Here is a 23,275-nt window from a genome sequence, read left to right as displayed (position 1 = left end):
GTTCGCCGTCGTGTCCGTACCAGGACGGGTCTCGATATTCTTCCCTCTCCAACGCGAACGCGCCGTTTGAGCCGACCGTCGGGCACTTCTCCTGATGAACGCCGAACAACGGACGCGCCGGGAAGCGTAGCTGTCAAGACCGTTGCCGACGGACGGGCGGCCATGACCGAGGAGACGCCGACGACGGACGCACTCGACGAGGCCGACGATCTCGAGGGGATGCTCCAGTACGTTCTCGACGAGAACCAGGAGTTCCTCTCGTGGCTCGGGACGACCGTCGACGATGTCGGCGACGGGACGATGACGATGTCGATCCCCTACGACGAGAAACTGACGAACACGCGACCGACGGCGTCGGCCGACGAGCAGGCGGACCTCCACGGCGGCGTCGCGGCCACGCTCATCGACACCGTCGGCGGCCTCTCCCTGCGGACGGCCATGGACGACCCGTTCGATGCGCGGATCGCGACGATCAACTTGAACGTCAACTACCTCCGGCCGGCGACGAGCGATCTCGTGGCGACTGCGGACGTGATCCGAGTCGGCGGCAGCGTCGGCGTCAGCGAGATCACCGTCGAAAGCACGACCCCCGACGGAACGACGAACCCCGTGGCGATCGGCCAGGGCGCATACCGCGTGTTCCGATCCGAGTAGCGGGCGTCGGCCGTCCCGTGCTTGTCCCACGCGGCCGCCGCGGCGTTCGCGGACGCGACGGAGTGCTTCTACGTCGTCGACAGCGACGTACGCGGTGCGATGGGTGACGACTACTTCCCCTTCTCCGAGTACGAGGCGGCCACCGCGTTCGCCGACGACCACGACGGGAACGTGCGCCAGTGGGAGCACCTCGTCGACTAGGTCGAACCGAGACCGTTTCTCGAGCCGTCCGGGCCGCCCGGGACGCCGTTTCGCGTCAGTCGTCGGCGGTCACGGTCCGGAGGCGGAACACGAGCACCACCGTGATGAGTCCGAACACGACGGCGTACGCCGTCGCACCGAACGAGAGGTAGTACCAGAGCGCGTACGCGCTGCACGCCATGCCGAGCAGGTACACCGGTCGCAGCTGTTGCTCGTTCATTCGACATCCCGCCCCGTTCTCGACCCGAGTCGGGCCCGACCGATCGGCTCGGTCGACCCCGGTTGCGCTCCGCTCATACTCACTCGTTCGACCGACGATCGGAAAAGCCTCTCACTCGAGGCCGACCGCGGGACGCGTCTCTCAGCGATCGGCGGACAGCATCCGTAGACGAACCACGAGATACACCGCCACGAACGCGAACGCGGCGGCGTACAGCCACGTCCCGCTCGTGACCGCGTACGCGAACGCCACCGCGTTCAGTGCGATGCCACCCAGATAGAGCGGTCGCAACCGCCGTCGGTTCATTCGCTCTCACCGTCGCTTGGCCCGTCGAGGCGCGCTCGGATCGCGGTCATACCCAGTGTTGGACCGAGACCGTGAAAAATCGCCGGTGTGGCTGCGTCGCCGGTCGGTTACGCGAACTCGATCGCGGCGCTCGGTTCGACCTCGCCGAACAGCCACGCGGCGTGTTCGAGGGCGTACTCGTGGTGGTCGTCCTCGATCGCGCCGATACAGTCCTCGACCATGATCGGGCGGAAGTCACGCAGTCCCGCGCTACCGCCGGTGTGGAGCACGCAGACGTTCGCCAGGGTGCCACAGATAACGAGGTCGTCGATCCCGCGAGCGTTCAGCCATCCCTCGAGTTCCGTGTTGTGGAAGGCGTCGTAGGTGTGTTTCTCCACGACGTTGTCGGCCGCTTCGACCGGGAGTTCGTCGACGATTTCGGCCTCCCAAGAGCCCTCGAGAACGTGTTCGCCCCACTGTTCGAACTCGTCGTAGTAGTGGGCATCGTCGAACTGTTCCGGCGGGTGGATGTCGCGAGTAAACAGCAGCCACGCGCCGGCCTCGCGGGCGCGATCGACGAGGTCGGCGATCGGTTCGAGAACGGCCTCGCTGCCCGGCGCGTACAGCGCCCCGTCCGGATGACAGAACCCGTTTTGCATGTCGACGACGATCACCGCCGTGCTGTCTGGCTCGAGACGCATGAGTACGCGACGGTACGTCCGGGATCGGCAAAACGTTCGCGGGACTCCCGAGCGCGGCGCGGGCGATCCATCGAGACGCCGCCCGTCGGCCGCCGACCCCGAACCGTCAGGCGGCGCGAGACGCGAGCGAGTGTCTCCTGTCTCGAACACGGCCCAGTCACCGACGGCCGCCGTCGTGGGACTGCCTCCCGACGTAGCCGTTCCCGTAATCGTCGTCCTTTTTACACTCCTCTCCTTACGGATAGCTATCCGATTCAGATGACATGGATGTGCACCCGTTCTTCCACCGCCCTCCTCGCAGTAGCTCTCGCGACACTCCTCGTCACCGGCGGGCTCGCCAGCCCGGTCCTCGCGGCGGGGCCGGCCGCCGGCCCGACCGACGCCGCCGTCCAGTCCACGACCCCGACCGGCGGCTCGTCCCTCGACTCGACGACTGCAGCGGGGTCGACGGCCACGGGAACGACGGCCTCGAGTCCGGCGAGCGCGGCCGTCCAGGACGCCCGTCCCGACACCCCCTCGACCGAGGATACCGTCGGCTACGTTGAGGGCTACTGGTACGACGATCCCCTGCCGGTTGACAACCAGTCCGACGCGGTCGTCGACGAGGACGACCTCGACCCCGTCGTCTACCGCGCGATGGCCCGCGTCGAGCGAATCCGTAACCGCACCTTCTCCGAGGAAGTCGATGTCAACGTCATCTCCCGGTCGGAGTACCGGGAGACCAACGGCGACCGATTTACCAACATCTCCTCGGCGAGCCGCCTCGAGGCGAACGTCGGCTACGAGGCGCTGTTCATGGTCGACCGGGAGACCGACGCGGCCAACGCGACACAGACGGTCTACGGCGGTTCCGTCGGCGGGTCCTACCACCCCGAGACCGACCAGATCGTCATCGTCTCCGAGAACCCCGACACCCCCGAGTTAGACGAGGTCACGCTCGGGCACGAACTCGTCCACGCGCTCCAGGACCAGCGGTTCAACCTGTCGCGGTTCCACGGGACGACCCAGGACGAGGACACCGCCATGAGCGGGCTGATCGAAGGCGACGCGAGCCGCGTCGAACGCGAGTACGAAGCGACCTGCGGTCGCGAGTGGGACTGTCTCGTCCCGCGCGACGACGGCACTGGCCAGCTCCCCGACATCAACTGGGGCATCTACTTCAGCGTCTACCAGCCCTACAGCGACGGGCCGGACTACGTCAACTACCTGCGCTCCCAGGGCAACGACTGGGAGGCGGTCAACGCGGCCTACGACGACCCGCCGCGGACGACCGCGGCGGTGATCCACCCAGGATCGGAGCGCGAGCCCGCAAACGTCTCCGTCCCCGATCGCTCGAGCGCGGACTGGCGACAGCTCCGAACCGACGGCGACGCCGCAACGGACACTATCGGCGAGGCGGGCATGGTCGCGATGTTTGCCGCCGACGCGCTCGCGGACGACCGGGACGCGGTGATCGACGCCGCGGACCTCTTCGAAGGACCGGAGAACTACAACTACAACCACTCGTACACGAACGGCTGGGCCGGCGACAAACTGGTCGCCTACACGAACGACGAGGCCGATAGCGCGAGCAGGCCGGCCGATGCGGCCGGCCGCGCCGGCTACGTCTGGCGGACGCAGTGGGAGTCCGGGACCGACACCCAGCAGTTCGTCAACGGCTATCTCCGACTGCTCGAGAACCACGGTGCCGACGCCGTCGACGGGCGACAGGACACCTACGTGATCGAGGACGGCGGCTATTCCGGCGCGTACTATCTCAATCGGACGGGAGAGACGCTGACGATCGTCCGCGCGCCCGCCGTCGACGACCTGTCGAGCGTCGAGGCCGGTGCCGCGCCCGAGGGCGAGGACACCCTCGAGATCGACGACCGGAGCGATACCGTGTCCGGCTTCGGTCCGGGGGCCGCAGTGGGCGCGATCGCGACCGCCCTGCTCGGGACCGGGTTCCGAGCCGTCACCGACCGCCGCGATCGCGATTGACTGACGCGGCCGATCGACGCCCATTTCACGGTCTCGGCGAACACTGACGCAATGAGGCTTCGCCTGTTCGCGGTGCTCGCGCTGGTCGTTCTCTCGGGCTGTGCACTCCCCGGCAGCCAGAGCGGGTTCGACACCGACCGCGATCTCGGATACGTCGGCGACTACGCCCACGACGATATTTTCGCGTTCGATACGGCCGATGGACTCACCGAGTCCCAACTCGAGGCGGTGAAGTACCGGTCGATGGCCCGGATCGAGACCATCCGCGGGCTGAAGTACGAGCGCGACGTCTCCCTCGAGATCGTGAGCCGCGCCGCCTACCGCGACCGGCGGGCGGGCGGAACCGGGAACGCGTCGGCATTCGAGAACGAGGTCTGGCGGGGCGCGTTCGTCGTCGACGGCGAGACCGACGTCGAACGGGCGTTCGACGACCTCTACGGCGACTCGATCCAGGGCTACTACGTCGACGACCGGATCGTGATCGTCACCGAGGACGCCGACGAGATCCGGATCGATCGGCGAACGCTGGTCCACGAGCTGACACACGCGCTACAGGACCAGCACTTCGGCATCGGACGCGAGAGCGAGACGATCGACGGTGTCCGCGCCGAAAACGGGCTGCTCGAGGGCGAGGCGGGCTACGTTCCCGAACGGTACGATCGTCGCTGCGGGGCCGAGTGGCAGTGTCTCCCCGACACCCAGCCGCCGGTGGCGTCCGGCGCGGCGCTCACCGATCGGCCGTTCAACGTCGGCCTGTTCCTCTCGATCTACGTCCCCTACGCCGAGGGGCCGTCGTTCGTCGCCGACCTCCACGAGCGCAACGGTTGGCATCCCGTCGATCGCGCTCACGACGAGCCACCCCGAAGTACCGCCCAACTGATCCATCCCGAGCGCTATCCCGACACGCGTCCGGTCGAAGTCACCGTTGCGGACCGCTCGAGCGACGACTGGCACCCCATTACTGACCGAGCGGATGCGACCGACGACCGGAACGGAACCGCCGGGGCCGGCGGGGAGCCCCGAACGGAGACGGTCGGCGAGGCGACGCTGTTCGCGACCCTCTGGGCCAACGGTGCGATCGACCGCCCGCTCACTGCGGGGACGCCGGACCGCGCCCAGTACAACTACTCGCATCCCGCGACCGCGGGCTGGGCCGGCGACAGCATTCGGGTTTACCGGCACGCGGACGAGCCGACTCGAACCGGCCACGTCTGGCGACTCCAGTGGGACAGCCCGGCGGACGCGGCCGAGTTCGCCGACGCGTACCGTCGGCTCCTCGAGACCCGCGGGGCCGAGCCGGTCGACTCCGCCGCCGGCGTCTTTCGGATTCCGGACGGCGACCCCTTTGCCGGCGCGTATCGCGTTTCGAAGACCGGAACGACGGTCGACATCGTCGGCGCACCGGCCGTCGGCGACCTCGGGGCGATCCACGCTGCAACTCCCGGATCGACATCGCCGCCCGAGTCCGCGGCCGCTCTGGAGTCGGGGGCCACTGTCGCGTCGACGGCGACTGTCAGCCCGTCGGTGGCACCGACCGTTGCGGTGCCGACATCGTCTGCCGTCGCCGATCCGGAGACGGGACGGCAACCGCCGCGCCCGCCGGTAGACGGGTAGTTTTTTTGTCTCCCACGGGAAACCGGCGATATGTCAAACCCGTTCGGCACCGTTCCCCCAGCAGCGATTCTCGAGGGGAATGCCACCGATGCCTACTTCGAGCGCACGCGGGCCACGCTCGAGCACGCGGAGAAGAACCCCCACGTCGTCGCCGAAGTGACCGCCGACCAGTTCCCGACCGGCAGCTTCGACGTCTTCACTGGCGTGAAAGACGTCGCGACGCTGTTCGAGGGGCGGGACGTCGACATCGATGCGCTCCCGGACGGCCAACTGTTCGACGGCGGTCCAGTTCTCCGAATCGAGGGCCCGTACCTTGCGTTCGCCGAACTCGAGACATCGCTGCTCGGCTTCCTCTCACAGCCGAGCGGCTTCGCGACGGCCGCGCTCGAGGCCCGGCTGGCCGCCCCGGATTCGCTCGTCCTCTCCTTCGGTGCGCGACACGTCCATCCCACGATCGCCTCGACGGTCGAACGAGCGTCGCTGCTGGCCGGGCTGGACGGGTTCTCCCACGTCGCGGCGGGCGAAATACTCGATCGAGAAGCGGGCGGGACGATGCCCCACGCGCTCATGTTTTGTTTCGGCGAGGGCAATCAGGCCGACGCGTGGACGGCGTTCGACGAGGCCGTCGACGAGGACGTGCCCCGAATCGCGCTGGTCGATACCTTCTGGGACGAGAAAAGCGAAAGCCTGCTCGCAGCCGAGACGCTCGGTGACGACTTGGACGGGGTCCGGATCGACACCACCGGGTCTCGACGAGGGGACTTCCGTCATATCATCCGCGAGGTCCGCTGGGAACTCGACGCTCGAGGCCGCGAGGACGTCGATATCTTCTGTAGCGGCGGGATCGGACCCGACTCGATCCGTGCCCTGCGCGACGTTGCCGACGGATTCGGCGTCGGGAGCCACATCACCGGTGCCGACTCGGTGGACTTCAGCCTCGATATCGTCGAAATCGAGGGCGAACCGATCTCCAAACGCGGCAAACTATCGGGGGTCAAGGATGTCTATCGAACGCCCGCGGGCGGTCACCACGTCGCGCTCGCCGATGGCGACGGACCCGAGGAGGGCGACTCCCTGCTCGAGCCACTCGTCCGCGACGGCGAAATCGTCCGCACGGTCGCGCTCGAGGACGCGACCGAGCGCTGTCTCGAGGACGCCAGCGCGGTCGGGTTCGACGGATCGACGGCGTAGTCCGACGGCGTCCGGTCGGCGGCCCGTCGACGGGCCGCGAACAACCATCGGACCGTTGAACTTTTTTATCGTCGGAACGAATAGCCGCGTAATGAGCGTGCAGACGCGGTCCGACGACGGTCACTCCGAAATCGCCACGCAGCTGGCGATCCGTCTCGTCCTCGTCTTCGCGGTCGCCGGATTCTGTACCTGGGTCCTGCTCCCGTGGCCGTCCGCCCTGTCGGTACCGCTCGTCCTCGTCGTCGACCTGATCGCCCTCTGGGTTTCCGTCCACTACGTGTTCGCGGCCCTGAACGATCTGCTCGAGGTCAAACTCGCCGATCTGAATCGACCGTCACGATCGGGCGACTGAATCAGTGTCTCTGGTAGAAATCGCGCCGCTCGTCGTTTGGCGACCGTCGATCGACGGCCGTCGGGTACTCCTATACTTCCTCGATGCTCCCGTCGGCGTCGCGTTCGCGGAACACCTGCCCCTCGAACAGGGTCACGACGATGTCGTCGTCCTGCCAGGCCCCCGGCGCGAGTTTCGCTTTCCGGCAGGTTCGATCGAGGTATTCACGCGCGCTCCAGTCGTTTTGGACCGGTACCGTCGGGTAGAGCCAGCCACCCTCGCCACCGTCGATGGCGACGCCGTGGGTACCGAGCTCGAGGTCGGCCAGCGGATCGTCCGTCAGGAGGACGTTCTTGACGGTACAGACCGAGACCGTGAGGTTCGGCAGTTCCGACGGGCTCACTTCCGAGCCACAGGAGTCCTCGCTGGCGGCCTCGATCGCCGCGTCGACGATGACGTGGCCGAGTTGGTCGTCCGAGCGGTAGCCACCTGCACAGCCCCGTAGGCTCCCCCGACCGCGGGTCGACTCGAGGCGGACGAACGCCCCGGTTCGCTCGTAGAAGGCTTCGCGCATGCTACCCGGTTGTTCTCGTTGCCCGTGTTGTACGTAAGATTCGACGGATTCGCGCGCGAGTTCGACCGCGCGAGCCCCGTCTTCGTAGGAGAGGTCAGCGCCCTGTCGCTGGGACATACAGATGGACAAGGGGATAGTCGTCCTAAAACGCTTCCATTCGTCTCGGGACGACGGAACCACGCGAAACGGGCGATACATTCGCCAGCCGTGAGCCCGAGAATTGGATGCGGACGGTCGACTCCCGAGTGCGGGTCGATCAGCGAAAGTCGCTGACTACCCGGTCCATACAGCCGATCGGTCGATCCGGCTCGAAGTACGTACAGTGCCCGGGCACAGACCCCGTGACGTCGACATCGCGGTAGTTGCTCGGCGTCGAGCCGTCGTCCCACCAGCCCCCGCAGTCCGCACCGCTACAGCCCAGTCCGTCCTCGATCGTGGTCACGTCGTAAATCGTACAGATTGTCCCGTCGTCCTCGGAGCGGTAACTATACACTGCCGTGGCGGACGTTCGAATTCCGGCGGCGTATCGGCCACTGTCACAGACCGAATCGTCCTCGATAGCAGCCCCGAGCAGCGCGACGGTATCGAGGACGACGTCACCATCGAGTTCGGCGAGGGCCCCGAATATCACGCGGGCTCCCAGCGAGTGACCGACGACGCGAATCGTCGTCCCCGAGTCCCGTTGGAACTCCTCGCGGAACCATCGACCCAGCCGGACGCCGGCGTCGTCCGCCCTGTCTTCCGCTGCCCAGAAGTTCAGTGTATCCGAGGCCCACGACGCGGCGATCACCGGCGCGCGGTAGCCTGCGTTCTGAAGCGCCTGCCCGAGCGCGTACGTCTGGTCGTCGCTTCGGGCTCTCCCTTTCCAGCCGTGAACGAACAGACAGAATTCGTCCGCGCTTGGCCCCCCGACACGGGGGACCTCCTGTGTCAGATCAACCGTGGGGAACTCCACCGGTGCAGTCGGCCAGTTCGTACAGTCCTTGAGTTCGCCACCAACCGCCGAGGTACTGATCGCGGTCAGTCCGGTCACACTGGCTGCCACAGTCGATGTCGCTCGGAGTAGCCGTCGGCGCGTCGGCTCGTTCGAACGAGTATCGCTTTCCGTGCCGTTTCTCCCCTTGGTATGTTTACTCATGTGGTGTCCATCCCAAAACTAATATTCGGTAAATAACTTTGGACGGACGACCGAGGAACTTATTCCACAGAGGCCCCTACGAAGACCGGGAGAGAGAGCCTGGCTGCCGCGATGGTGCCACCGGTAACGTCGGCATCACCACAGCCCGGCGCGACTCCTCGAGTCGTGTCAGGCGACACGTGATTCGTCCCATCAGGATGTATCACGCATGCGAGGAAAGTCCCCCCACCTGTTCGGGCAGGTGACCGGGCGCAAGCCCGGAGCGGGAGACCGCTGGCTCTGGAACAGAAACGACACGTCTCGGCCCGACCGATGATGCGCGCGAACCCGACCGAGAGGAAGGGGAGTTGACCCGCAGAGGATGGCGGTCGCGGAGCTGTGGTTCGAACCCACAGGTCGTGGACGCGGTTCGGCGTGCCTCGAGCACGAGAACCGCGAGCCGTGAGATGGCGCGAGCCGTCGCACGCACTGTCACGACCGACCGCACACGGACGGCCGAGGATCGATGGAACGGCGAACCCTCACCGGTGCAAGTCCGCGCCGTGGTAGCCCGAACGCACCGCGGCTTCGCCGCGGACGGCGCGGACGCTCAGCCGAATGCCGGGTCGAACAGAAGGGGGCTTACTCCTCTCACCCAGTTTTCGCCCTCGAGCGGTCGCTATCCTCGCAGAAACTCCGACAGAAGTTATTTATTCGCTGTCACGCTTCGTTCTGATATGAACAGCCGCGAAGTCGTCGTCTATCTCGGGGCCATACTGCTGGCGTTCGTGGGGGTACCCGTGGCTGGTTTTGTGGCGTATGTCCTCGGTTTCAACTCAGACATGGTGGAAATCGCAATGGTGCTCGTATTCTACGGGATCGCACTCGGCGGCGGCCATCTGTACCTCGCGCTCCGAAACGAGGGCAGCGACGTGCCACCGTCCGCACGATGGCGATATCTCGCGGTTCTCATCATCCTCCTCGTCACAGGTGCTGTACTCGCCGTTACCGGTGAGCAGACCATCGCAACGATCGAACTCAGGACGATCGGACGGGCCGTTATCGGCGTGACGATCGTCGGCTACGTCCTGACTGAAGCCGTCGACGGCTATCGGACGGTTCGCTCGAGTTGATTCGCCAATTTCCGCGGACAAGTTTCATCGACATCAGCCGCTCGCTGCTCACGGCTTCGCTGTTTGCTTTCCGTGGCGCTAATGCGCCACGCATCGCTCTCGGTCTGGTGTCGGTAGATGCGTCCTGACGGAGTCCAACGCGAGCGCTAGCGAGCGTTGGGCACGTCAGGACCGAACCCAAGAGCGGGCGCTGAGCAATGCGAAGCGCCCGCGATAAGTGAGCGTCCTGACGGAGATTTGAACTCCGGTCCCTGGCTCCGCAAGCCAAGAGGATAGTCCACTACCCTATCAGGACTCATCTCTTCATACCCCGGTGAACATTAAAGCCCTTTCGAAAGACGCCCGCCGGCACGGGGGTTCGGTGCAACTCCCCGACAGGTCCGTGGTTCGAGTGTCGGGGCCTGGCTCGAGCGACGTGACACGCGGTCCGAGTGCCGAGTGCGTGGAACGGATTCGATGGAGGGGCTCCGAACCGGCATATGCGACGAGTCGACGAGAATCGGGACCGCGATGATCGCGCCCGGAAGGCGAGGAGCATACCGATCGCCGCCGGACGTTTATATACGATGAGGCGGCCAGCGTGGCGTATGACTTTCCGCTCGTTCCCCGCCGAAGCGCTGCCGAGACGGTCAATCTCCGCAGGGCTGAACCGAGCCAACACGGCACGCATACGGCTCCTGTCGGCCGATCACGACCGGGTGCTGGGACACCCAATGGATAACGCTTATGCGCGGGCTGACCATGCACGAGCATAGAATGAGCGACATCGAGGGCGTATATGAGGACCTCGAGGCCGACGTTTCTCTCGAGGAGTTTCGCGAGGCCGTCGAGGCGAAAGTCGAGCAGATGGGTGGACTCGCGGACGAGGAGACGGCGGCGATGCTCGTCGCTCACGAAGTCGGCGAGAGCGAGGTCGGCGGCATCGCCGATATCGAACCCGGGATGGAAGAGGCGAAGTTCGTCGCGAAAGTGCTCTCGATCGGCGAGAAACGGACCTTCGAGCGCGACGGCGAAGACGAGGACGGGCAGGTCGTCAACGTCGAGGTCGCGGACGAGACCGGCTCCGTTCGAGCGGCCTTCTGGGACGACCACGCCGAAGCAGCCATCGACGAACTCGAGGAGGGACAGGTCCTGCGGATCGCGGGCCGCCCGAAGGAGGGCTTTTCCGGCGTCGAGATCAGCGTGGATAACGTCGAACCGGACCCGGATACCGAAATCGACGTGCAGGTCTCCGATACGTACACCGTCGAGGACCTCTCGCTTGGCCTCTCGAACGTCAACCTCGTCGGCGTGCTTCTAGATACCGACAGCGTCCGCACGTTCGACCGCGACGACGGCTCCGAGGGGAAAGTCTCGAACCTCGTCCTCGGGGATTCGACCGGCCGCGTTCGCGTCACGCTCTGGGACGAGCAAGCGGACCTCGCCACGGAGCTCGAGGCCGGGACCACCGTCGAGGTGATCGACGGCTACGTCAAGGACCGCGACGGCAGCCTCGAACTCCACGTCGGCAACCGCGGTGCCGTCGAGGAAATCGACGCGACGGTCGAGTACGTTCCCGAGAACACGCCGATCGAAGACGTCGAAATCGATCACGTGGTCGACATCGCGGGCGTCGTCCGGTCGGCCGACCCGAAGCGGACGTTCGACCGCGATGACGGTTCGGAGGGACAGGTCCGCAACATCCGTGTCCAAGACGCGACCGACGACATCCGCGTCGCCCTCTGGGGCGACAAGGCCGACCTCGATGTGGGGCCGGGGGACGAGGTCGCACTCGGCGACGTCGAAATTCAGGACGGCTGGCAGGACGATCTCGAGGCCTCGGCGGGCTGGCAGTCGACGATCACGGTTCTCGAGTCCGAGTCGTCCGGCTCCGGCACTGCCGACGACGGGTCGAGCAACCCGACCGACGAAAACGCCGGTCTGTCGGCCTTCGCCGGCGACACGGACGACTCGGGCGAGGAGACGGCGGCGGACGGTACCGGCCGGACCGACGCGACGGAGTCGGCCGACACCGCCGGCGCGGCTGCCGGCTCGGACGATCCCGACGACGGCGAGGAACTCGAGTTTACCGGCGTCGTCGTGCAGGCCGGCAGCCCGGTCGTTCTCGACGACGGCGAGACGACGATGAGCGTCGCGACCGACGCCGACGTCGGTCTCGGGGAGGAGGTAACCGCCCGCGGGGTCGTCCGCGACGGGCATCTCGAAGCAAACGACGTATTCTGAGGTCGCGAGCAACCTCATCGTCCGCCTAGGAAAAGCGTTAAGGGAGTCAGCTTCGCCTATGATTATATGAACGTCGAACTCCCGTTCGCCCCGGTGGATACGATCATCCGTCGGAACGCGGGCGATCTTCGGGTGAGTGCCGACGCGTCGAAGGAACTCGCAACGCGGATTCAGGAACACGGGAGCGAACTCGCCATCGACGCCGCCGGGGAGGCCACGGCCGACGGCCGCAAGACGCTCATGGCCCAGGATTTCGGCGTCGAGACGGTCGTCGACAAGGACGCCCTCGAGTTGCCGGTCGCTCCGGTCGATCGCATCGCCAGGCTGGAGATCGACGATCGATATCGGGTTTCGATGGACGCCCGCGTCGCGTTGGCCGACATTCTCGAGGACTACGCGGACAACGTCGCGCAGGCGGCCGCGGTCCTCGCACACCACGCCGACCGGCGAACGATCACCGACGACGACATCGAGACGTACTTCTCGTTGTTCGAGTGAGTAGATGCAGTTCGGCTACAGCGAGCTCTGTCTCGCACACGACCCCGGTTCGCGCCATCCAGAGTCGCCGGACCGGCTACGGGCGATCCGAGAGCGGCTGAAGAAGAAACACGGCGTCGAGTACGTCGAGGCCGACCCCTGCGACCTCGATCGAATGGCGGCCGTCCACGAACGCGACTACCTCGAGTCGGTCCGGGAGTTCTGTGCCGACGGCGGCGGCAGTTGGGATCCCGACACGACCGCCGTCGAGGAAACGTGGGAGGCGATCCGCCGCAGTGCCGGGCTCGCCTGCTGGGCCGCCGAGGCGGCCCTCGAGGGTGCGACCGGTCGCGACACGCCGTTTTCGATCGGCCGGCCGCCGGGACACCACGCCGTCTCCGACAACGCGATGGGGTTTTGCTTCGTCGACAACGTTGCCGTCGCGGCTCAGCACGCCCTCGACCACGATGCGTACGACGTCGACCGGGTCGCGATCATCGACTGGGACGTCCATCACGGGAACGGCACGCAGGACATCTTCTACGACAGGGGCGATGTCTTCTTCGTCTCGCTTCACGAACAGGGGCTCTATCCGGGCACCGGCGACGTTGACGAAACCGGGACGGGAGAGGGCGAGGGAACGACGATGAACATCCCGATGCCCGCCGGCACGGACGACCGCGACTATCTGGCCGCACTCGAGGGACCGATCACCGCCGCGCTCACCGACTTCGATCCGGACCTGCTGTTGATCAGCGCCGGCTTCGACGCCCACCGTCACGATCCGATCTCGCGGATTCGCCTCTCGACGGAGGCCTACGCCCTGCTGAGTGACCGCGTTCGATCCCTCGCTGCCGACACCGACGCGGCACTGGCGTTCGTTCTCGAGGGCGGGTACGGGCTGGACGTCCTCGCGGACAGCGTCGCACTCGTCCACGAGACGTTCGACGGGCGGGAACCGATAGCACCCGACGACGAACCAGGCGACAAAGCGGAATCGGCGCTCGAGGACGTTATCGACGCCCACGACCTCGATACCACGCCGGAGGAGTTCTAGCCGTTTTCAGGGACGCGGTGCGAAGTAATCGGCGAGCTCCGATCCGAATTCGTCGAGCAGCGTCACGATGTCGTCGCCGCTCAGTACCTCGTAGCCGTCTTCGAGCGCCGTTTCGACGTGTGCGCCCAGTCCCACGTCGAAGAGCCGGTCGCTCTCGAGGAACTCGCGAGCAGTCGTGAACGCCCGGTCGCGCTCGGTGACGTAGCGGCCGCCCTGGATAAAGGGGCCGTAGGCATCGGGATCGTCGGCGTAGGCGTCGTAGAACCCCTCCGCGTGGTTGCGGACGTGGACCGGCGGCCCCTCGTGGCGCTCGACGGCGGGTCGCTCGCTGACGGCGAGTTCGACGAGGACGGCTGCGGTCTCGTCGGCGACTGCCGTCGCACGGAAGACATCGAACCCGCGGCCGTCGAGGCCGGTCGTGATACCGTCGAGGGACTTCTGTAGCTGCGGGTATAGCTGGTCTTCGACGAGGTCCGGGGCCTCGAACCGGACGGCGACGGGCGTGGTCCCGCGGCGCTCGAGGTGGTCCCGCAGGTCGACTTCGGTCAGCGGCTCCGGGTCGTCGGGTTCGAACACGTCGATTCGGGGACGCTCGAGGAACGACCGGGCGTAGTGTTGGAACCGGGCGACGTTGTCGGACGCGCAGACGGCGGCGACGTTGCGATCGGGGTCGGTCGGGTCGATAACGACGAGCGGGTCGTCGAACGTTTCCCGGCCGTGCTCTTCGGGATCGAGTTCGACCGGTGGCTGCCAGTCGGCGACGGCGGCGAGCAACGGTCGAAACCCGCCGTACTCGACGACGAGCAGTTCGGTGAGGTAGCCGCTAAAGCCCCGCGTCCGAAGGTCGCTCCCGTAGGCACCGATGCCTTTCAAGAACTGTTTGGTGAGCCGAACGTCGGCGGCCAGTTCATCGTCCAGCCGTTGCTGCAGGTACCTGGTGTGGAACGGCGTTCGGTCGACCGCCGAGCGAATCTCGCTCGCCGACTCGAGGCGAAAACAGGGGACGACGTCGATCTCGAACCCCTCGACGGTCCCTTTGACGTAGGGATGTTCGGCGTACTCCTCGTGGCCGTCGGGGATGGTGGCGTGGCCGACCTCGAGACCATAGTCCGCTAACGTCTCTCGATCGAGCGACGGTGGAAAGCGGACGAAAATATCGATGTCGCGGTCGCCGCTGATCCAGGTGTTGCGGGCGGTCGAGCCGACTTGTAGGACGTCGGTGTCGGCACACAGTTCCGCCGCCGCCGTTTCGGCCCGCTCCATGAGCCGATCGGCGACGTCGCGAAGCCGCGTCCGTTCGTCTTCGTCCGGATCGACTCGATCGCGAACCGCCGCCACGACCTGCTCGAGATCGCGAGTACCGTCCCGATCGTCGGTCTCGCCACCAGTGTGGTCGCCGCAGTGGCTGCTCGTGGGACCGTGATCGACGCCGTCGCCGTCCTCCTCGCTCATTGGGCGTGCGTACTCGAGCAGTGCGTGAAAGGGTATCGAACCCGATGCGGGGAAAACGAAAGCCCTATTAAATACACCCGACTATCCGATGATAGGCCGAAGTAGCTCAGATGGTAGAGCACCTCGCTGTTAACGAGGTTGTCCCAGGTTCGAGTCCTGGCTTCGGCGCTTCTTCCCGATTTACCGGCCGTCGATCGTTCCGACGGCTTGGATTCCCGTCCCGATCGAGCAGTGAACCCGTCCGCGGTCGATCGCGGCCGTCGCGGCCATCGGGGGAGAGATTATCCCCCTCCGCCGGCGTTATGGATATATGACTAGCGATACTGACGACCGACGGAGTACCGACGACCACGGCCACGACATCATCGATCCGCTGTACGTCGGGATCGTCACGGTCTCGAGTTCGCGGGCGGGCGACGAGAACCCGGCCGATCCGGGTGGAGATACCATCCGTGACTGTTTCGAGGCCGCGGGCCACGAGGTTCGAGAGCGATTGCTGGTCCGGGACGACTACTCGGCGATCCGGACCGCGGTCCGCGGACTGGTCGCACGTCGGGACATCGACGTAGTCTGTACCACCGGCGGGACAGGGGTCACCGCCGACGACGTCTCGCCGGAGGCGGTCTCGTCCCTGTTCGAGCGCGAACTGCCGGGCTTTGGCGAACTGTTCCGGTCCCTCTCGTGGGACGAGGTCGGTACTCGAGCGATGGCTTCGCGTGCGACGGCCGGACTCGCGGTCGAGACGCCGGTCTTCTGTCTCCCGGGTAGCCAAAGCGCCTGCGAAACCGCCTGTAAGGAACTGATCGTTCCCGAAGCCCCACATCTCGCCGGGTTAGCGACGCGACATCGCACGGGCGGGACCGATCAGTCGCTGGTCGAGTACGGGATCGAAGACTGAACGACCGTCCCGTCCCCCATTTTGGCCGTGGCGGGTAGTAGCCGTCCGCGCCGTCACACGCTCGATCGATGCCGAGCAGCGCGTGTCACCGATCCGAACTAATCTCAAAATAATATTTTACTTGTCCAAGTACACCTTTACAATCGGAGCGCGTCGGAAGCGGCGACGCCAACGGATCGAGTCGCTCCTCTCCCTCGTCGGACTCGACGAGCGCCACGCCCAGTGCCGCCCTCACCAACTCTCCGTGGGCCGAGCGGGTCGCGCTTGCGCGTGCGATCGCGCATCGAGCCGTCGCTGATCGTCCTCGACGAACCGACGGCCGCGCTCGACGTTCCCGTTCGTGCGCAGGTGTGAAACCTGCTTCTCGACCTCCGGGCGCGATTTGACTGTGCGTTCGTCCTCGTCAGCCACGATCTCGGCCTTGTCCGCCACCTCGCCGATCGCATCGCCGTGATACGTGACGGTCGACTCGTGGAGTCGGGTACCGCAGAGTTGTACAAATCCCGAGCGCGCGTACACGAAGCGACTCCTCGCGGCAGCGATCGGGCTCGCGTATCCGGAATCGGACTCACGGGACGACCGCTGCGAGTTACTGAGGGACGCTCCCAGCCGCGACGGCCGTTGATTCAGCCCTCGTCTCGGTCTCGATTCGCTCCTTTCCGCTGCCACCGACAGTGATTCACCGCTTCCCGGCTCGCACCGCGCGCGTCGAAGTGCAGCCTCACCACCGACTCCGGCTACCTGCTCCGTCACCCCGCGGTGCGATCGCTCGAGTTGAGCGACTCGAGCGCGACAGAGAGTAAGGGTTAACTATATTCCACGGTTTCCTTCAAGCGCAAGGGCCCTTAGCTCAGTCTGGTTAGAGCGCTCGGCTCATAACGCGACCTGACTGTGTGAGGTCGTGTGAGACACCGAGTGGTCGATGGTTCGAATCCGTCAGGGCCCATTCGCAACAAACCCGAAGCGTAGCCGATTCCGATTCGGCTGCACAGCGGGCCCTGAATGGGTCGAACCGCACGTTTTCCACTTCGAGACCACCTTGGAATCCTCTGGAGTGTGGCACGGTCCGTCTCGAGGGATAACGACCGATCGCAGATCACAACTGATGTCGTCAACGAAGTTCGTTCGGCAGCGCTTGAGGAGATCCATCTCGAGCGAGTCGAGGATCTTGGGACCCACAAACGGTTGCTCTACGATATTATTGAGGCCTCGGGCGGGGTTCCCAGTACGGAGTTGCATGATGCCTACGAGCAACGAGCGTAGAATCCGAAGGCAAAAAGCACTCGACGGCGGTACCTTGCGAACCTTGAGGAAAAATATGGGCTGATCGAACCGAACGGAAACGGAAAGGGAAAGGTCTACGCCGTCCCCGAGTTTTGAGCTTTTCGTTTATTCTGGCCGTTTGCTGCTCACTGGAGTAGAGGCGTTGTTAGTGTCTAACTTTAACTTATAACTCATGGATATATGAAAAAGTTCTTCAATAAATTGGTGAGGTTATTTGGTTACAATGGTTGAAAGATCAACCAATTGGGTCGAATGGGTCGACGGCGGTTTATCGAAACGCTTGCAGCACTCGGCCTGTCATCACAGGCCGTTCAGGGGATGACACAGGAGCGGTTGCAGAAGTTGACCGGTGATCCAACAGACGAGGTTCCGATGGTTCATTCACTCAGGGCAGAAAACCCCAAACGGTACAAGGAACCCCCATTCCCAAACGAGCCGGTCGAACGGGAAGTCAAGTATTACACTGTGTCACGTGATCGATGGGTCCGGATGAAGTCAGCGTACGATGCAGCCAACCGAGCTCGGCGGAAAATCGATCGCGAGCTCGATAGACCGGAGCGGATCAAAACCGGTGTGGGGTTGACGACGCGAGGTCAATCGACGAAGTACACGGTACGAGTCACTGTCGACCAGTCTGGTGATCCGAACCGACACTCCGTATTGTCATCCTCCGTCGATGCGGTCGAACAACTCAAAGGCGTCCTCCCAGATACCCTCTACGGGCAGCCGGACGGAAACAGCGAATCGGCCGTCGTCGAAGCTAGCCAGGTCCAAGATGCCTCTCGGTTTGCCGTCGAGGAGGTGCCCGTGGAGTACGCAGTCGGGAATTCGTCTCCCGAGGATGACTGTAAATCACATAACGATTGCTGTGATTTCTACGAACGCCAGTATCGAATTGAGAGCGCAACGACCCGGATCCCATCCGGGACTTATATGAGCGTGGAACGGAGCGGCAGTTGGAATGGTGTCTCGACGCTGGGCGCACGAGTGTACAGCAAACAACATAACTCGTTTGGATTCGTATCGACGGCGCACTCCGCATACGATGAAGATGATGATGATCCGAACGCTGGGCTTGGTCGGAAGGTCGCACAACCGCACAACGAACCGATCGGAACAGTTCGTTCCATACGAAATTACCAGAGGCAGGACTCGGTCGGCTACCCGGAGGACATGATGTACATTGAACTTGACAACGACGAGTACTACCCGTTTTCCAAATTGGCCGAGCAGGGCACCAACGGCGCAGATCGACAGTATAAGCTAGGGTCAATTCTCGGCCGGGATCGACTACGTGACTTTGAGGCTGATAAGGAGTTCATCCAACAAGGAGCTCGGACCGGTCGCTGCAGGCGTGAATTATACGAAGTGAATGAGGACTCCGACGGTGACGAAATCGTACTATCACGGCCCAACGAGGATGGTGGCGGAAACTCTGGAGGACCGTACCTCATTGAGGACGACGACTCCGATGACCTGCTCATTGCTGGAATACATCAACATGGGGATACGAGGACTCACGAGTTGCCGGGCCTGCCACATCCTCCTCATCCTCAATCCGCTCGAGCAAACGGATCGAAACCCGAGATCAACGTCGGGGAAGGCATATATATTGGTGACATTGAAGACAAACTCAACGTTCAGGTGACCTGATGCCGGCAGAACAGCCAGACCCGAAACTCGATAAACGTCGCATGCTCTATTTGCTGGCCCTACTGCCAGTTTCGGGATGCCTCGAGACAGACTCTGGTGCCTCTGAGAGCGAGACTACCGACGATGATAAAGACGTTGCGGCCGGCGAACGTAAGGATGATAAGCACGTTGCGGCCGGCGAACGTAAGGATGACGAGGACGGGATACTCGAGATACACCTCCATCGCGTGGACGATGACCCGGAAACAGGTGGCTGTCTGTCCCCTGACGAGGATTCCCTCCGGGACACCACCCTCCTCAAACTCATCCGCGAAGAACTAAAAGAAACACCACCGGACGAGTGGCCAGGCTCCTCAGAGACGTTAGGGATGCCACTGGAAAGCGACCGGTCCGATTCGATCCAGACGACCCTTGAATCACTCCCGAAAACGTACAGGGGAGTCCCCAAACGTCCAATAGCACCGTGTATTGCGTTCGATGAGTACACGATCGCGATTACCTCATCCGTCTCGTACAATGAGTGACCTCGACCATATAATATAGTGAACCTCGAGGAGAAGTACGGAGTGATCGAATCGAATCGAACGGAAGTGGGAAGGGGGAAGTCTGCGCTGTCACCGTGTTTTGAGCTTTCCGTTCAGTCTGGCCGTTTTCCGCTCACCGGGGTAGAGGCGCTTTACTGTCTGGTAGTAGCCTTGAGAGCCGTTTTCGTCGATTTTCCGTTCATCTCCGCTCTTGTCTTATCAGTATTCATGACAATAACTCATCTACGTCTGTCCAAACAGATAATTCGAGATCGAGTAAATCTAGATTGACGAGGAAACTCGAGGACGGCAGATCCGTCGGCGCCGAGATTACTGGATCACCGGAGAACAAGAAGCGAATCGATGTTCGCGTTGAGCGTGGACGGCACTTGGTATTTGTCATCCAGAATCAGACTGTTGGCCTGATCATGACGCTGAACGCAGGTGGTCAGCGTGTCGATGACGAAATTCCCAGCTGGCTCGAGCCGCTACTCCGACGGATCGGACTCGAGGGGGTCGAGAAATGAGCCTACCGGTTATTGTCGATCCATTCGCACCAGGCGTGGAAGTCCTCCACACTACATTGCTCGGCGATCGACCGCATCGTCCCGGTCGGGATCTTGTCCTCGGAGTGCATCGGGACTGTGACGATTCGAACCTCGTTGGTCTCGGGGTTCTCGTAACGGAGTTTCAGATGACTGCCCGTTCGGTCGACGGGCTGGAAGTCGTGGTCCTGAAGAACTTTCGCGATCTCCCTGCCGGAAAACGACGTCCGGGACATCTATTGCATGAAATCAGGGAGTTCCTTGTCGCCCCGCGCGTCGGGATCGAGGCCCCACTCTTCGAGATCCGCGTCTGTGACCGGCTCACCGCCGTCCTCGTGGAGTTCGAGGGCTTCTGCAAGCATCAACAGCGCTTCGGCCTTGGAGTCGCCGAACGATGCAACGCCGGTCTCGAGGTCGACGGCGGTAATACTCCCGTCGTCTTCGTGGACGAACTCGACGCCCTCGTTTCGGTCACGTCGTTTCGCACTCGCCATATACCGCCACGTAGGAGAAAAACGCTGATAAGCGTTCGCTCCGCACCGACGAGACTCGGACACCGATCACTCGGTATCCGGCTTGAGGTCGTCCGCGTCGAGATCCCCCTCGAAATAAGTACGACCGTCGTCGGTGATTCTATAGTAACCCTTCTCGTCAACTCGTTCGATAAGCCCTGCAGAAGCGAGCGGGTTGAGTCGCTTTTGGACTGTCGTTCTTCCTTTATCGATGTTCCAAGCAATTACTGCGGGAGTGAGTCCGAGCCCGGAGTTGAGAGCCTCAAGGATGTAGTCATCGGTTGGCAACTGCATCCACTCCCCCCGGTATCTCATTACTGGCGAATCGAGGACTTATCCTTTACATGCCTCGGTGTGCGTTGTTCCCTCTTCCTATCACACTCAAAAGTGAAACTGTTCAGTGAATGGTTTTATTACCATAGAGTAGTGATTGGTTCGATAACGCGAGTTTCACGTGGACCCGACTGTCCGTTGGGTTCGTTCGGAAAATGCGGGCCGGTGCTGGTGACACCGGGTCCGCGCGGCTCGCGTAGATGTGGTACGCAAGCCATGTACGACGACACTTCGTAGGGCCTTGAAAGCCCCGACACGACAGACGCATCGACCCTTTCTGACCAGCGACTCGTGGCCGACGGCGGCACGACGTGGGGAAATCTCACTGGATTCCAGCGCGACGCCCTGGAGTCAATCGCTCTTCTCGAGCGCGCCGATGAGACCTGTTACGGGCTCGCGATCAAACACCGGCTCGAGCCCCAGTACGGCGACGTGAATCACGGGCGGCTGTACCCGAACCTCGATACGCTCGTCGAGCGCGGGCTCGTCGAGAAGTCCACGCTCGACAAGCGGACGAACCAATACGCCCTCACCGACGATGGGCGCGGGCTGCTCCGCCAGCGCCTCGAGCGACTCGCGGACGCGTGTGAACTCGAGATTGCCGCGACCGACGGTTCTGGGGATGGTGATCACGATGGGGAGTGACGAGTTCCTCGCCTTGGAGGCACAGCTCGAGGCGCTCGAGCGCCAGGCCGACGCGGCCGAGCGACAGACGGCGGCGATGGAAGCGATCGCGACGGAGATGCGGTACCAGAACGCGGTCCTCTGTGAGATGACCGCCTGTCTCGATGATCTCTCGGCTCGCGTCGACGAGCATCACATGCCGGACCATCCGCCGCACGATCGGTCCGGCCCCGCACTCCAGACGTGGATTCACGATCGCCTGTTCGAGCGTGACCAGCTCGAGGACGACGGCCCCGAGTTCCGGTGGGGCAGTCCGGAGAACTGGAACGGAGGCGATCGGGATGAGTGACGATCTCGAGCCGATCTCCCCCGAGCAAGCCGTCGAGATGTATATCGAAGGTCGGCGGGACGAACTGAGCGACCAAACGCTTCCGTCGCACGTCTACCGTCTCGAAGCGTTCACGCAGTGGTGCGCCGAGGAAGGCATCGACAACCTGAACGAGATCACGGGACGCGATCTCTACGCCTACCGCGTCTGGCGACGGGAAGGGAACGGCGAGGGCCGCGAGGAAGTGACGACGATCACCCTCCGTGGGCAACTCGCGACCCTCCGGGCATTCCTCCGGTTCTGTTCCGATATCGACGCTGTTCCGGAGGATCTTTTCAGCAAGGTTCCGCTCCCGACGGTTTCGGCCAGCGAGGGCGTGAGCGACACCACGCTCGAGCCCGACCGAGCCGTCGAGATTCTCGACTACCTCCAGCGGTACGAGTACGCCTCGAGAAAACACGTCACGTTACTGCTGCTCTGGCACACGGGCGCGCGTGCGGGAGGTATCTGAGGGGTCGATCTCCGCGACTGTGAGTTCGAAGGTGAGTCGCCCGGTCTGCAGTTCGTCCATCGGCCCGAGACCGACACACCGCTCAAGAAAGGCGAGAAGGGCGAGCGGTGGAACAGTATCAGCGGTCATGTCGCCGGCGTCCTCCAGGACTATGTCGACGGACCGCGGGATAACGTGACCGACGACCACGGTCGAGCGCCGTTGCTGACGACGAGATCGGGCCGGCCGACTGTCTCGACGATTCGCGATACGATGTACGGACTCACCCGTCCGTGCTGGCGCGGTGCCGAGTGCCCGCACGATCGTGACCCGGAGGAATGCGAGGCAACGTACTCCGCGAAGGCGAGCACGTGTCCGTCCTCGAGGTCGCCCCACGATGTCCGAAGCGGCCGGGTAACCGCGTACCGCCGCGAGGATGTCCCGCGCCGTGTTGTCGGTGATCGTCTCGACGCAAGTGACGACATCCTTGACCGGCACTATGACCGCCGAAACGCCCGTGAGAAGGCAGAACAGCGCCGCGATTACCTTCCGGATTTGTAACCATGTTCCACGAGATCACGAACGTAGCAGTAACCGCAGAGTCCAGTCCCGTCAGGGCCCACGGAAGGTAATTTCCCTTTTCGAGAAACGTTCCACTTGCAGGGCCATTTGACCGCTAGCGACTGGTATGAAACAGACGAACCGGACCATCACTCGATCCGACACAGTGTTCTCGATTCGACTGCAGTACCTCAATTGTGTTTATCAACCGGCCAGCTATCCGATAGCGATCCAGCCAACGTCGGTATCGGTGGAACAGTAAGTCGTTCGCTCGGTGTGTGTTACTATCTATCTCTGGACCTATGGTTCGTAG

General features: G+C 63.7%; 27 protein-coding genes, 3 tRNA genes, 1 other RNA gene and 1 pseudogene. 21 read left to right on the top strand and 11 right to left on the bottom strand.

Annotation, left to right across the window (positions count from 1 at the left end; genetic code table 11):
- Positions 1-162 precede the first annotated feature (162 nt).
- A complete protein-coding gene (locus FGF80_RS15665; protein WP_006183885.1) occupies positions 163-654 on the top strand; it encodes a PaaI family thioesterase in 492 nt (163 codons plus the stop codon).
- 21 nt (positions 655-675) lie between these two features.
- Entirely contained in the window at positions 676-855 is a 180-nt protein-coding gene (locus tag FGF80_RS15660; RefSeq protein ID WP_238705305.1) for a nitrous oxide reductase accessory protein NosL, read from the top strand.
- Positions 856-910: 55 nt separating this feature from the next.
- On the opposite strand, the gene FGF80_RS19320 is transcribed toward FGF80_RS15660, so the two are convergent.
- The 3 genes from FGF80_RS19320 to FGF80_RS15655 form a co-directional block, all read right to left on the bottom strand.
- The gene (locus FGF80_RS19320; RefSeq protein WP_162831885.1) at positions 911-1,075 is read right to left on the bottom strand and encodes a hypothetical protein; all 165 of its coding nucleotides are present in this window, start codon (positions 1,073-1,075) and stop codon (positions 911-913) included.
- A 141-nt stretch (positions 1,076-1,216) separates the two neighbouring features.
- Positions 1,217-1,381 (bottom strand): hypothetical protein, encoded by a 165-nt coding sequence (locus FGF80_RS19315; protein WP_006183882.1) that lies wholly within the window; start codon positions 1,379-1,381, stop codon positions 1,217-1,219.
- A gap of 107 nt (positions 1,382-1,488) precedes the next feature.
- Positions 1,489-2,061 (bottom strand): cysteine hydrolase family protein, encoded by a 573-nt coding sequence (locus FGF80_RS15655; protein ID WP_006183881.1) that lies wholly within the window; start codon positions 2,059-2,061, stop codon positions 1,489-1,491.
- Positions 2,062-2,328: 267 nt separating this feature from the next.
- Here FGF80_RS15655 and FGF80_RS15650 point away from each other — a divergent pair, with 267 nt between their 5' ends.
- The 4 genes from FGF80_RS15650 to FGF80_RS15635 all read left to right on the top strand — a co-directional run bounded on the left by FGF80_RS15650 (position 2,329) and on the right by FGF80_RS15635 (position 7,198).
- On the top strand, positions 2,329-4,041 hold the full coding sequence (locus FGF80_RS15650; protein ID WP_138655549.1) for an Hvo_1808 family surface protein: 1,713 nt from the start codon (positions 2,329-2,331) through the stop codon (positions 4,039-4,041).
- 51 nt (positions 4,042-4,092) lie between these two features.
- On the top strand, positions 4,093-5,655 hold the full coding sequence (locus FGF80_RS15645) for an Hvo_1808 family surface protein (protein ID WP_138655031.1): 1,563 nt from the start codon (positions 4,093-4,095) through the stop codon (positions 5,653-5,655).
- 30 nt (positions 5,656-5,685) lie between these two features.
- On the top strand, positions 5,686-6,846 hold the full coding sequence (locus FGF80_RS15640; protein WP_138655029.1) for a nicotinate phosphoribosyltransferase: 1,161 nt from the start codon (positions 5,686-5,688) through the stop codon (positions 6,844-6,846).
- Between the two features lie 91 nt (positions 6,847-6,937).
- Positions 6,938-7,198, top strand: coding sequence for a hypothetical protein (locus tag FGF80_RS15635; RefSeq protein ID WP_138655027.1), 261 nt, complete (start codon positions 6,938-6,940; stop codon positions 7,196-7,198).
- 70 nt (positions 7,199-7,268) lie between these two features.
- On the opposite strand, the gene FGF80_RS15630 is transcribed toward FGF80_RS15635, so the two are convergent.
- Both FGF80_RS15630 and FGF80_RS15625 read right to left on the bottom strand, forming a co-directional pair.
- Entirely contained in the window at positions 7,269-7,868 is a 600-nt protein-coding gene (locus FGF80_RS15630) for a TIGR00296 family protein (protein WP_006183876.1), read from the bottom strand.
- A gap of 139 nt (positions 7,869-8,007) precedes the next feature.
- A complete protein-coding gene (locus FGF80_RS15625) occupies positions 8,008-8,796 on the bottom strand; it encodes an esterase/lipase family protein (RefSeq protein WP_238705304.1) in 789 nt (262 codons plus the stop codon).
- Positions 8,797-9,049: 253 nt separating this feature from the next.
- Here FGF80_RS15625 and rnpB point away from each other — a divergent pair.
- Both rnpB and FGF80_RS15615 read left to right on the top strand, forming a co-directional pair.
- Positions 9,050-9,521: RNase P RNA component (gene rnpB, locus FGF80_RS15620), an RNA gene on the top strand.
- 84 nt (positions 9,522-9,605) lie between these two features.
- Positions 9,606-10,001: a hypothetical protein gene (locus FGF80_RS15615; protein WP_006183661.1), complete on the top strand. Its 396-nt coding sequence runs from the start codon at positions 9,606-9,608 to the stop codon at positions 9,999-10,001.
- Positions 10,002-10,223: 222 nt separating this feature from the next.
- Here FGF80_RS15615 and FGF80_RS15610 read toward each other — a convergent pair.
- Positions 10,224-10,296: transfer RNA gene (locus tag FGF80_RS15610), tRNA-Arg, on the bottom strand.
- Positions 10,297-10,757: 461 nt separating this feature from the next.
- Between FGF80_RS15610 and FGF80_RS15605 the strand changes: the two genes are divergently transcribed.
- From FGF80_RS15605 to FGF80_RS15595, 3 genes are all read left to right on the top strand, one after another.
- Positions 10,758-12,224 (top strand): single-stranded DNA binding protein, encoded by a 1,467-nt coding sequence (locus FGF80_RS15605; protein WP_138655023.1) that lies wholly within the window; start codon positions 10,758-10,760, stop codon positions 12,222-12,224.
- Positions 12,225-12,290: 66 nt separating this feature from the next.
- Complete coding sequence (locus tag FGF80_RS15600; protein WP_138655021.1) at positions 12,291-12,722, top strand: histone; 432 nt, start codon at positions 12,291-12,293, stop codon at positions 12,720-12,722.
- Between the two features lie 4 nt (positions 12,723-12,726).
- Positions 12,727-13,758, top strand: a complete 1,032-nt coding sequence (locus FGF80_RS15595) for a histone deacetylase family protein (protein WP_006183664.1) — start codon at positions 12,727-12,729, stop codon at positions 13,756-13,758.
- A 6-nt stretch (positions 13,759-13,764) separates the two neighbouring features.
- Here FGF80_RS15595 and cca read toward each other — a convergent pair whose 3' ends face one another.
- The gene (gene cca, locus FGF80_RS15590; RefSeq protein WP_138655019.1) at positions 13,765-15,210 is read right to left on the bottom strand and encodes a CCA tRNA nucleotidyltransferase; all 1,446 of its coding nucleotides are present in this window, start codon (positions 15,208-15,210) and stop codon (positions 13,765-13,767) included.
- 95 nt (positions 15,211-15,305) lie between these two features.
- Between cca and FGF80_RS15585 the strand changes: the two genes are divergently transcribed.
- Together FGF80_RS15585 and FGF80_RS15580 are read left to right on the top strand one after the other, a co-directional pair.
- Positions 15,306-15,378, top strand: a tRNA-Asn gene (locus tag FGF80_RS15585).
- A gap of 142 nt (positions 15,379-15,520) precedes the next feature.
- Complete coding sequence (locus FGF80_RS15580) at positions 15,521-16,108, top strand: MogA/MoaB family molybdenum cofactor biosynthesis protein (RefSeq protein WP_138655017.1); 588 nt, start codon at positions 15,521-15,523, stop codon at positions 16,106-16,108.
- A 231-nt stretch (positions 16,109-16,339) separates the two neighbouring features.
- Here FGF80_RS15580 and FGF80_RS15575 read toward each other — a convergent pair whose 3' ends face one another.
- Positions 16,340-16,627 (bottom strand): hypothetical protein, encoded by a 288-nt coding sequence (locus FGF80_RS15575; RefSeq protein WP_138655015.1) that lies wholly within the window; start codon positions 16,625-16,627, stop codon positions 16,340-16,342.
- A 320-nt stretch (positions 16,628-16,947) separates the two neighbouring features.
- Here FGF80_RS15575 and FGF80_RS15570 point away from each other — a divergent pair.
- The 5 genes from FGF80_RS15570 to FGF80_RS15550 all read left to right on the top strand — a co-directional run bounded on the left by FGF80_RS15570 (position 16,948) and on the right by FGF80_RS15550 (position 20,096).
- Positions 16,948-17,054 (top strand) — tRNA-Ile (locus tag FGF80_RS15570).
- Positions 17,055-17,164: 110 nt separating this feature from the next.
- Complete coding sequence (locus tag FGF80_RS19650; RefSeq protein WP_238705303.1) at positions 17,165-17,371, top strand: hypothetical protein; 207 nt, start codon at positions 17,165-17,167, stop codon at positions 17,369-17,371.
- Between the two features lie 273 nt (positions 17,372-17,644).
- Positions 17,645-19,045, top strand: a complete 1,401-nt coding sequence (locus FGF80_RS15560) for a hypothetical protein (RefSeq protein ID WP_138655013.1) — start codon at positions 17,645-17,647, stop codon at positions 19,043-19,045.
- Positions 19,045-19,569, top strand: a complete 525-nt coding sequence (locus tag FGF80_RS15555) for a hypothetical protein (protein WP_138655011.1) — start codon at positions 19,045-19,047, stop codon at positions 19,567-19,569. The genes FGF80_RS15560 and FGF80_RS15555 overlap by 1 nt, the downstream gene beginning before the upstream one ends.
- A 287-nt stretch (positions 19,570-19,856) precedes the next feature.
- Positions 19,857-20,096 carry a hypothetical protein gene (locus FGF80_RS15550; RefSeq protein ID WP_138655009.1) on the top strand — a complete coding sequence of 80 codons (240 nt, stop codon included), beginning with the start codon at positions 19,857-19,859 and terminating at the stop codon, positions 20,094-20,096.
- A 2-nt stretch (positions 20,097-20,098) separates the two neighbouring features.
- Here FGF80_RS15550 and FGF80_RS15545 read toward each other — a convergent pair whose 3' ends face one another.
- The 3 genes from FGF80_RS15545 to FGF80_RS15535 form a co-directional block, all read right to left on the bottom strand.
- Complete coding sequence (locus FGF80_RS15545) at positions 20,099-20,350, bottom strand: type II toxin-antitoxin system HicA family toxin (protein ID WP_138655007.1); 252 nt, start codon at positions 20,348-20,350, stop codon at positions 20,099-20,101.
- Positions 20,351-20,608 carry a type II toxin-antitoxin system HicB family antitoxin gene (locus FGF80_RS15540; RefSeq protein WP_138655005.1) on the bottom strand — a complete coding sequence of 86 codons (258 nt, stop codon included), beginning with the start codon at positions 20,606-20,608 and terminating at the stop codon, positions 20,351-20,353.
- Positions 20,609-20,674: 66 nt separating this feature from the next.
- The gene (locus FGF80_RS15535) at positions 20,675-20,941 is read right to left on the bottom strand and encodes a winged helix-turn-helix domain-containing protein (protein WP_138655003.1); all 267 of its coding nucleotides are present in this window, start codon (positions 20,939-20,941) and stop codon (positions 20,675-20,677) included.
- A 309-nt stretch (positions 20,942-21,250) separates the two neighbouring features.
- Between FGF80_RS15535 and FGF80_RS15530 the strand changes: the two genes are divergently transcribed.
- The 3 genes and pseudogenes from FGF80_RS15530 to FGF80_RS15520 all read left to right on the top strand — a co-directional run bounded on the left by FGF80_RS15530 (position 21,251) and on the right by FGF80_RS15520 (position 22,962).
- Entirely contained in the window at positions 21,251-21,604 is a 354-nt protein-coding gene (locus FGF80_RS15530) for a PadR family transcriptional regulator (protein ID WP_138655001.1), read from the top strand.
- Entirely contained in the window at positions 21,594-21,932 is a 339-nt protein-coding gene (locus FGF80_RS15525; protein WP_138655000.1) for a hypothetical protein, read from the top strand. The genes FGF80_RS15530 and FGF80_RS15525 overlap by 11 nt, the downstream gene beginning before the upstream one ends.
- Positions 21,925-22,962: pseudogene (locus FGF80_RS15520) on the top strand (tyrosine-type recombinase/integrase). The gene FGF80_RS15525 and the pseudogene FGF80_RS15520 overlap by 8 nt, the downstream one beginning before the upstream one ends.
- Positions 22,963-23,275: the final 313 nt, after the last annotated feature.

The sequence above is a fragment of the Natrinema pallidum genome (assembly GCF_005890195.1).
Lineage (GTDB): Archaea > Halobacteriota > Halobacteria > Halobacteriales > Natrialbaceae > Natrinema > Natrinema pallidum.
The sequence above is the reverse complement of the archived record's forward strand: the minus strand, read 5'-3'. Positions and strand labels throughout refer to the sequence as shown.

What these genes read in the sequence shown, in the direction of transcription:
- FGF80_RS15535 (WP_138655003.1), bottom strand. Translation starts at nt 20,941, where the DNA reads ATGAGATACCGGGGGGAGTGGATGCAGTTGCCAACCGATGACTACATC.
- FGF80_RS15615 (WP_006183661.1), top strand. Translation starts at nt 9,606, where the DNA reads ATGAACAGCCGCGAAGTCGTCGTCTATCTCGGGGCCATACTGCTGGCG.
- FGF80_RS15640 (WP_138655029.1), top strand. Translation starts at nt 5,686, where the DNA reads ATGTCAAACCCGTTCGGCACCGTTCCCCCAGCAGCGATTCTCGAGGGG.
- FGF80_RS19315 (WP_006183882.1), bottom strand. Translation starts at nt 1,381, where the DNA reads ATGAACCGACGGCGGTTGCGACCGCTCTATCTGGGTGGCATCGCACTG.
- FGF80_RS15650 (WP_138655549.1), top strand. Translation starts at nt 2,329, where the DNA reads ATGTGCACCCGTTCTTCCACCGCCCTCCTCGCAGTAGCTCTCGCGACA.
- FGF80_RS15665 (WP_006183885.1), top strand. Translation starts at nt 163, where the DNA reads ATGACCGAGGAGACGCCGACGACGGACGCACTCGACGAGGCCGACGAT.
- FGF80_RS15605 (WP_138655023.1), top strand. Translation starts at nt 10,758, where the DNA reads ATGAGCGACATCGAGGGCGTATATGAGGACCTCGAGGCCGACGTTTCT.
- FGF80_RS15645 (WP_138655031.1), top strand. Translation starts at nt 4,093, where the DNA reads ATGAGGCTTCGCCTGTTCGCGGTGCTCGCGCTGGTCGTTCTCTCGGGC.
- FGF80_RS19320 (WP_162831885.1), bottom strand. Translation starts at nt 1,075, where the DNA reads ATGAACGAGCAACAGCTGCGACCGGTGTACCTGCTCGGCATGGCGTGC.
- FGF80_RS15540 (WP_138655005.1), bottom strand. Translation starts at nt 20,608, where the DNA reads ATGGCGAGTGCGAAACGACGTGACCGAAACGAGGGCGTCGAGTTCGTC.
- FGF80_RS15560 (WP_138655013.1), top strand. Translation starts at nt 17,645, where the DNA reads ATGGGTCGACGGCGGTTTATCGAAACGCTTGCAGCACTCGGCCTGTCA.
- FGF80_RS15525 (WP_138655000.1), top strand. Translation starts at nt 21,594, where the DNA reads ATGGGGAGTGACGAGTTCCTCGCCTTGGAGGCACAGCTCGAGGCGCTC.
- FGF80_RS15655 (WP_006183881.1), bottom strand. Translation starts at nt 2,061, where the DNA reads ATGCGTCTCGAGCCAGACAGCACGGCGGTGATCGTCGTCGACATGCAA.
- cca (WP_138655019.1), bottom strand. Translation starts at nt 15,210, where the DNA reads ATGAGCGAGGAGGACGGCGACGGCGTCGATCACGGTCCCACGAGCAGC.
- FGF80_RS15545 (WP_138655007.1), bottom strand. Translation starts at nt 20,350, where the DNA reads ATGTCCCGGACGTCGTTTTCCGGCAGGGAGATCGCGAAAGTTCTTCAG.
- FGF80_RS15630 (WP_006183876.1), bottom strand. Translation starts at nt 7,868, where the DNA reads ATGTCCCAGCGACAGGGCGCTGACCTCTCCTACGAAGACGGGGCTCGC.
- FGF80_RS15595 (WP_006183664.1), top strand. Translation starts at nt 12,727, where the DNA reads ATGCAGTTCGGCTACAGCGAGCTCTGTCTCGCACACGACCCCGGTTCG.
- FGF80_RS15600 (WP_138655021.1), top strand. Translation starts at nt 12,291, where the DNA reads ATGAACGTCGAACTCCCGTTCGCCCCGGTGGATACGATCATCCGTCGG.
- FGF80_RS15635 (WP_138655027.1), top strand. Translation starts at nt 6,938, where the DNA reads ATGAGCGTGCAGACGCGGTCCGACGACGGTCACTCCGAAATCGCCACG.
- FGF80_RS15580 (WP_138655017.1), top strand. Translation starts at nt 15,521, where the DNA reads ATGACTAGCGATACTGACGACCGACGGAGTACCGACGACCACGGCCAC.
- FGF80_RS15555 (WP_138655011.1), top strand. Translation starts at nt 19,045, where the DNA reads ATGCCGGCAGAACAGCCAGACCCGAAACTCGATAAACGTCGCATGCTC.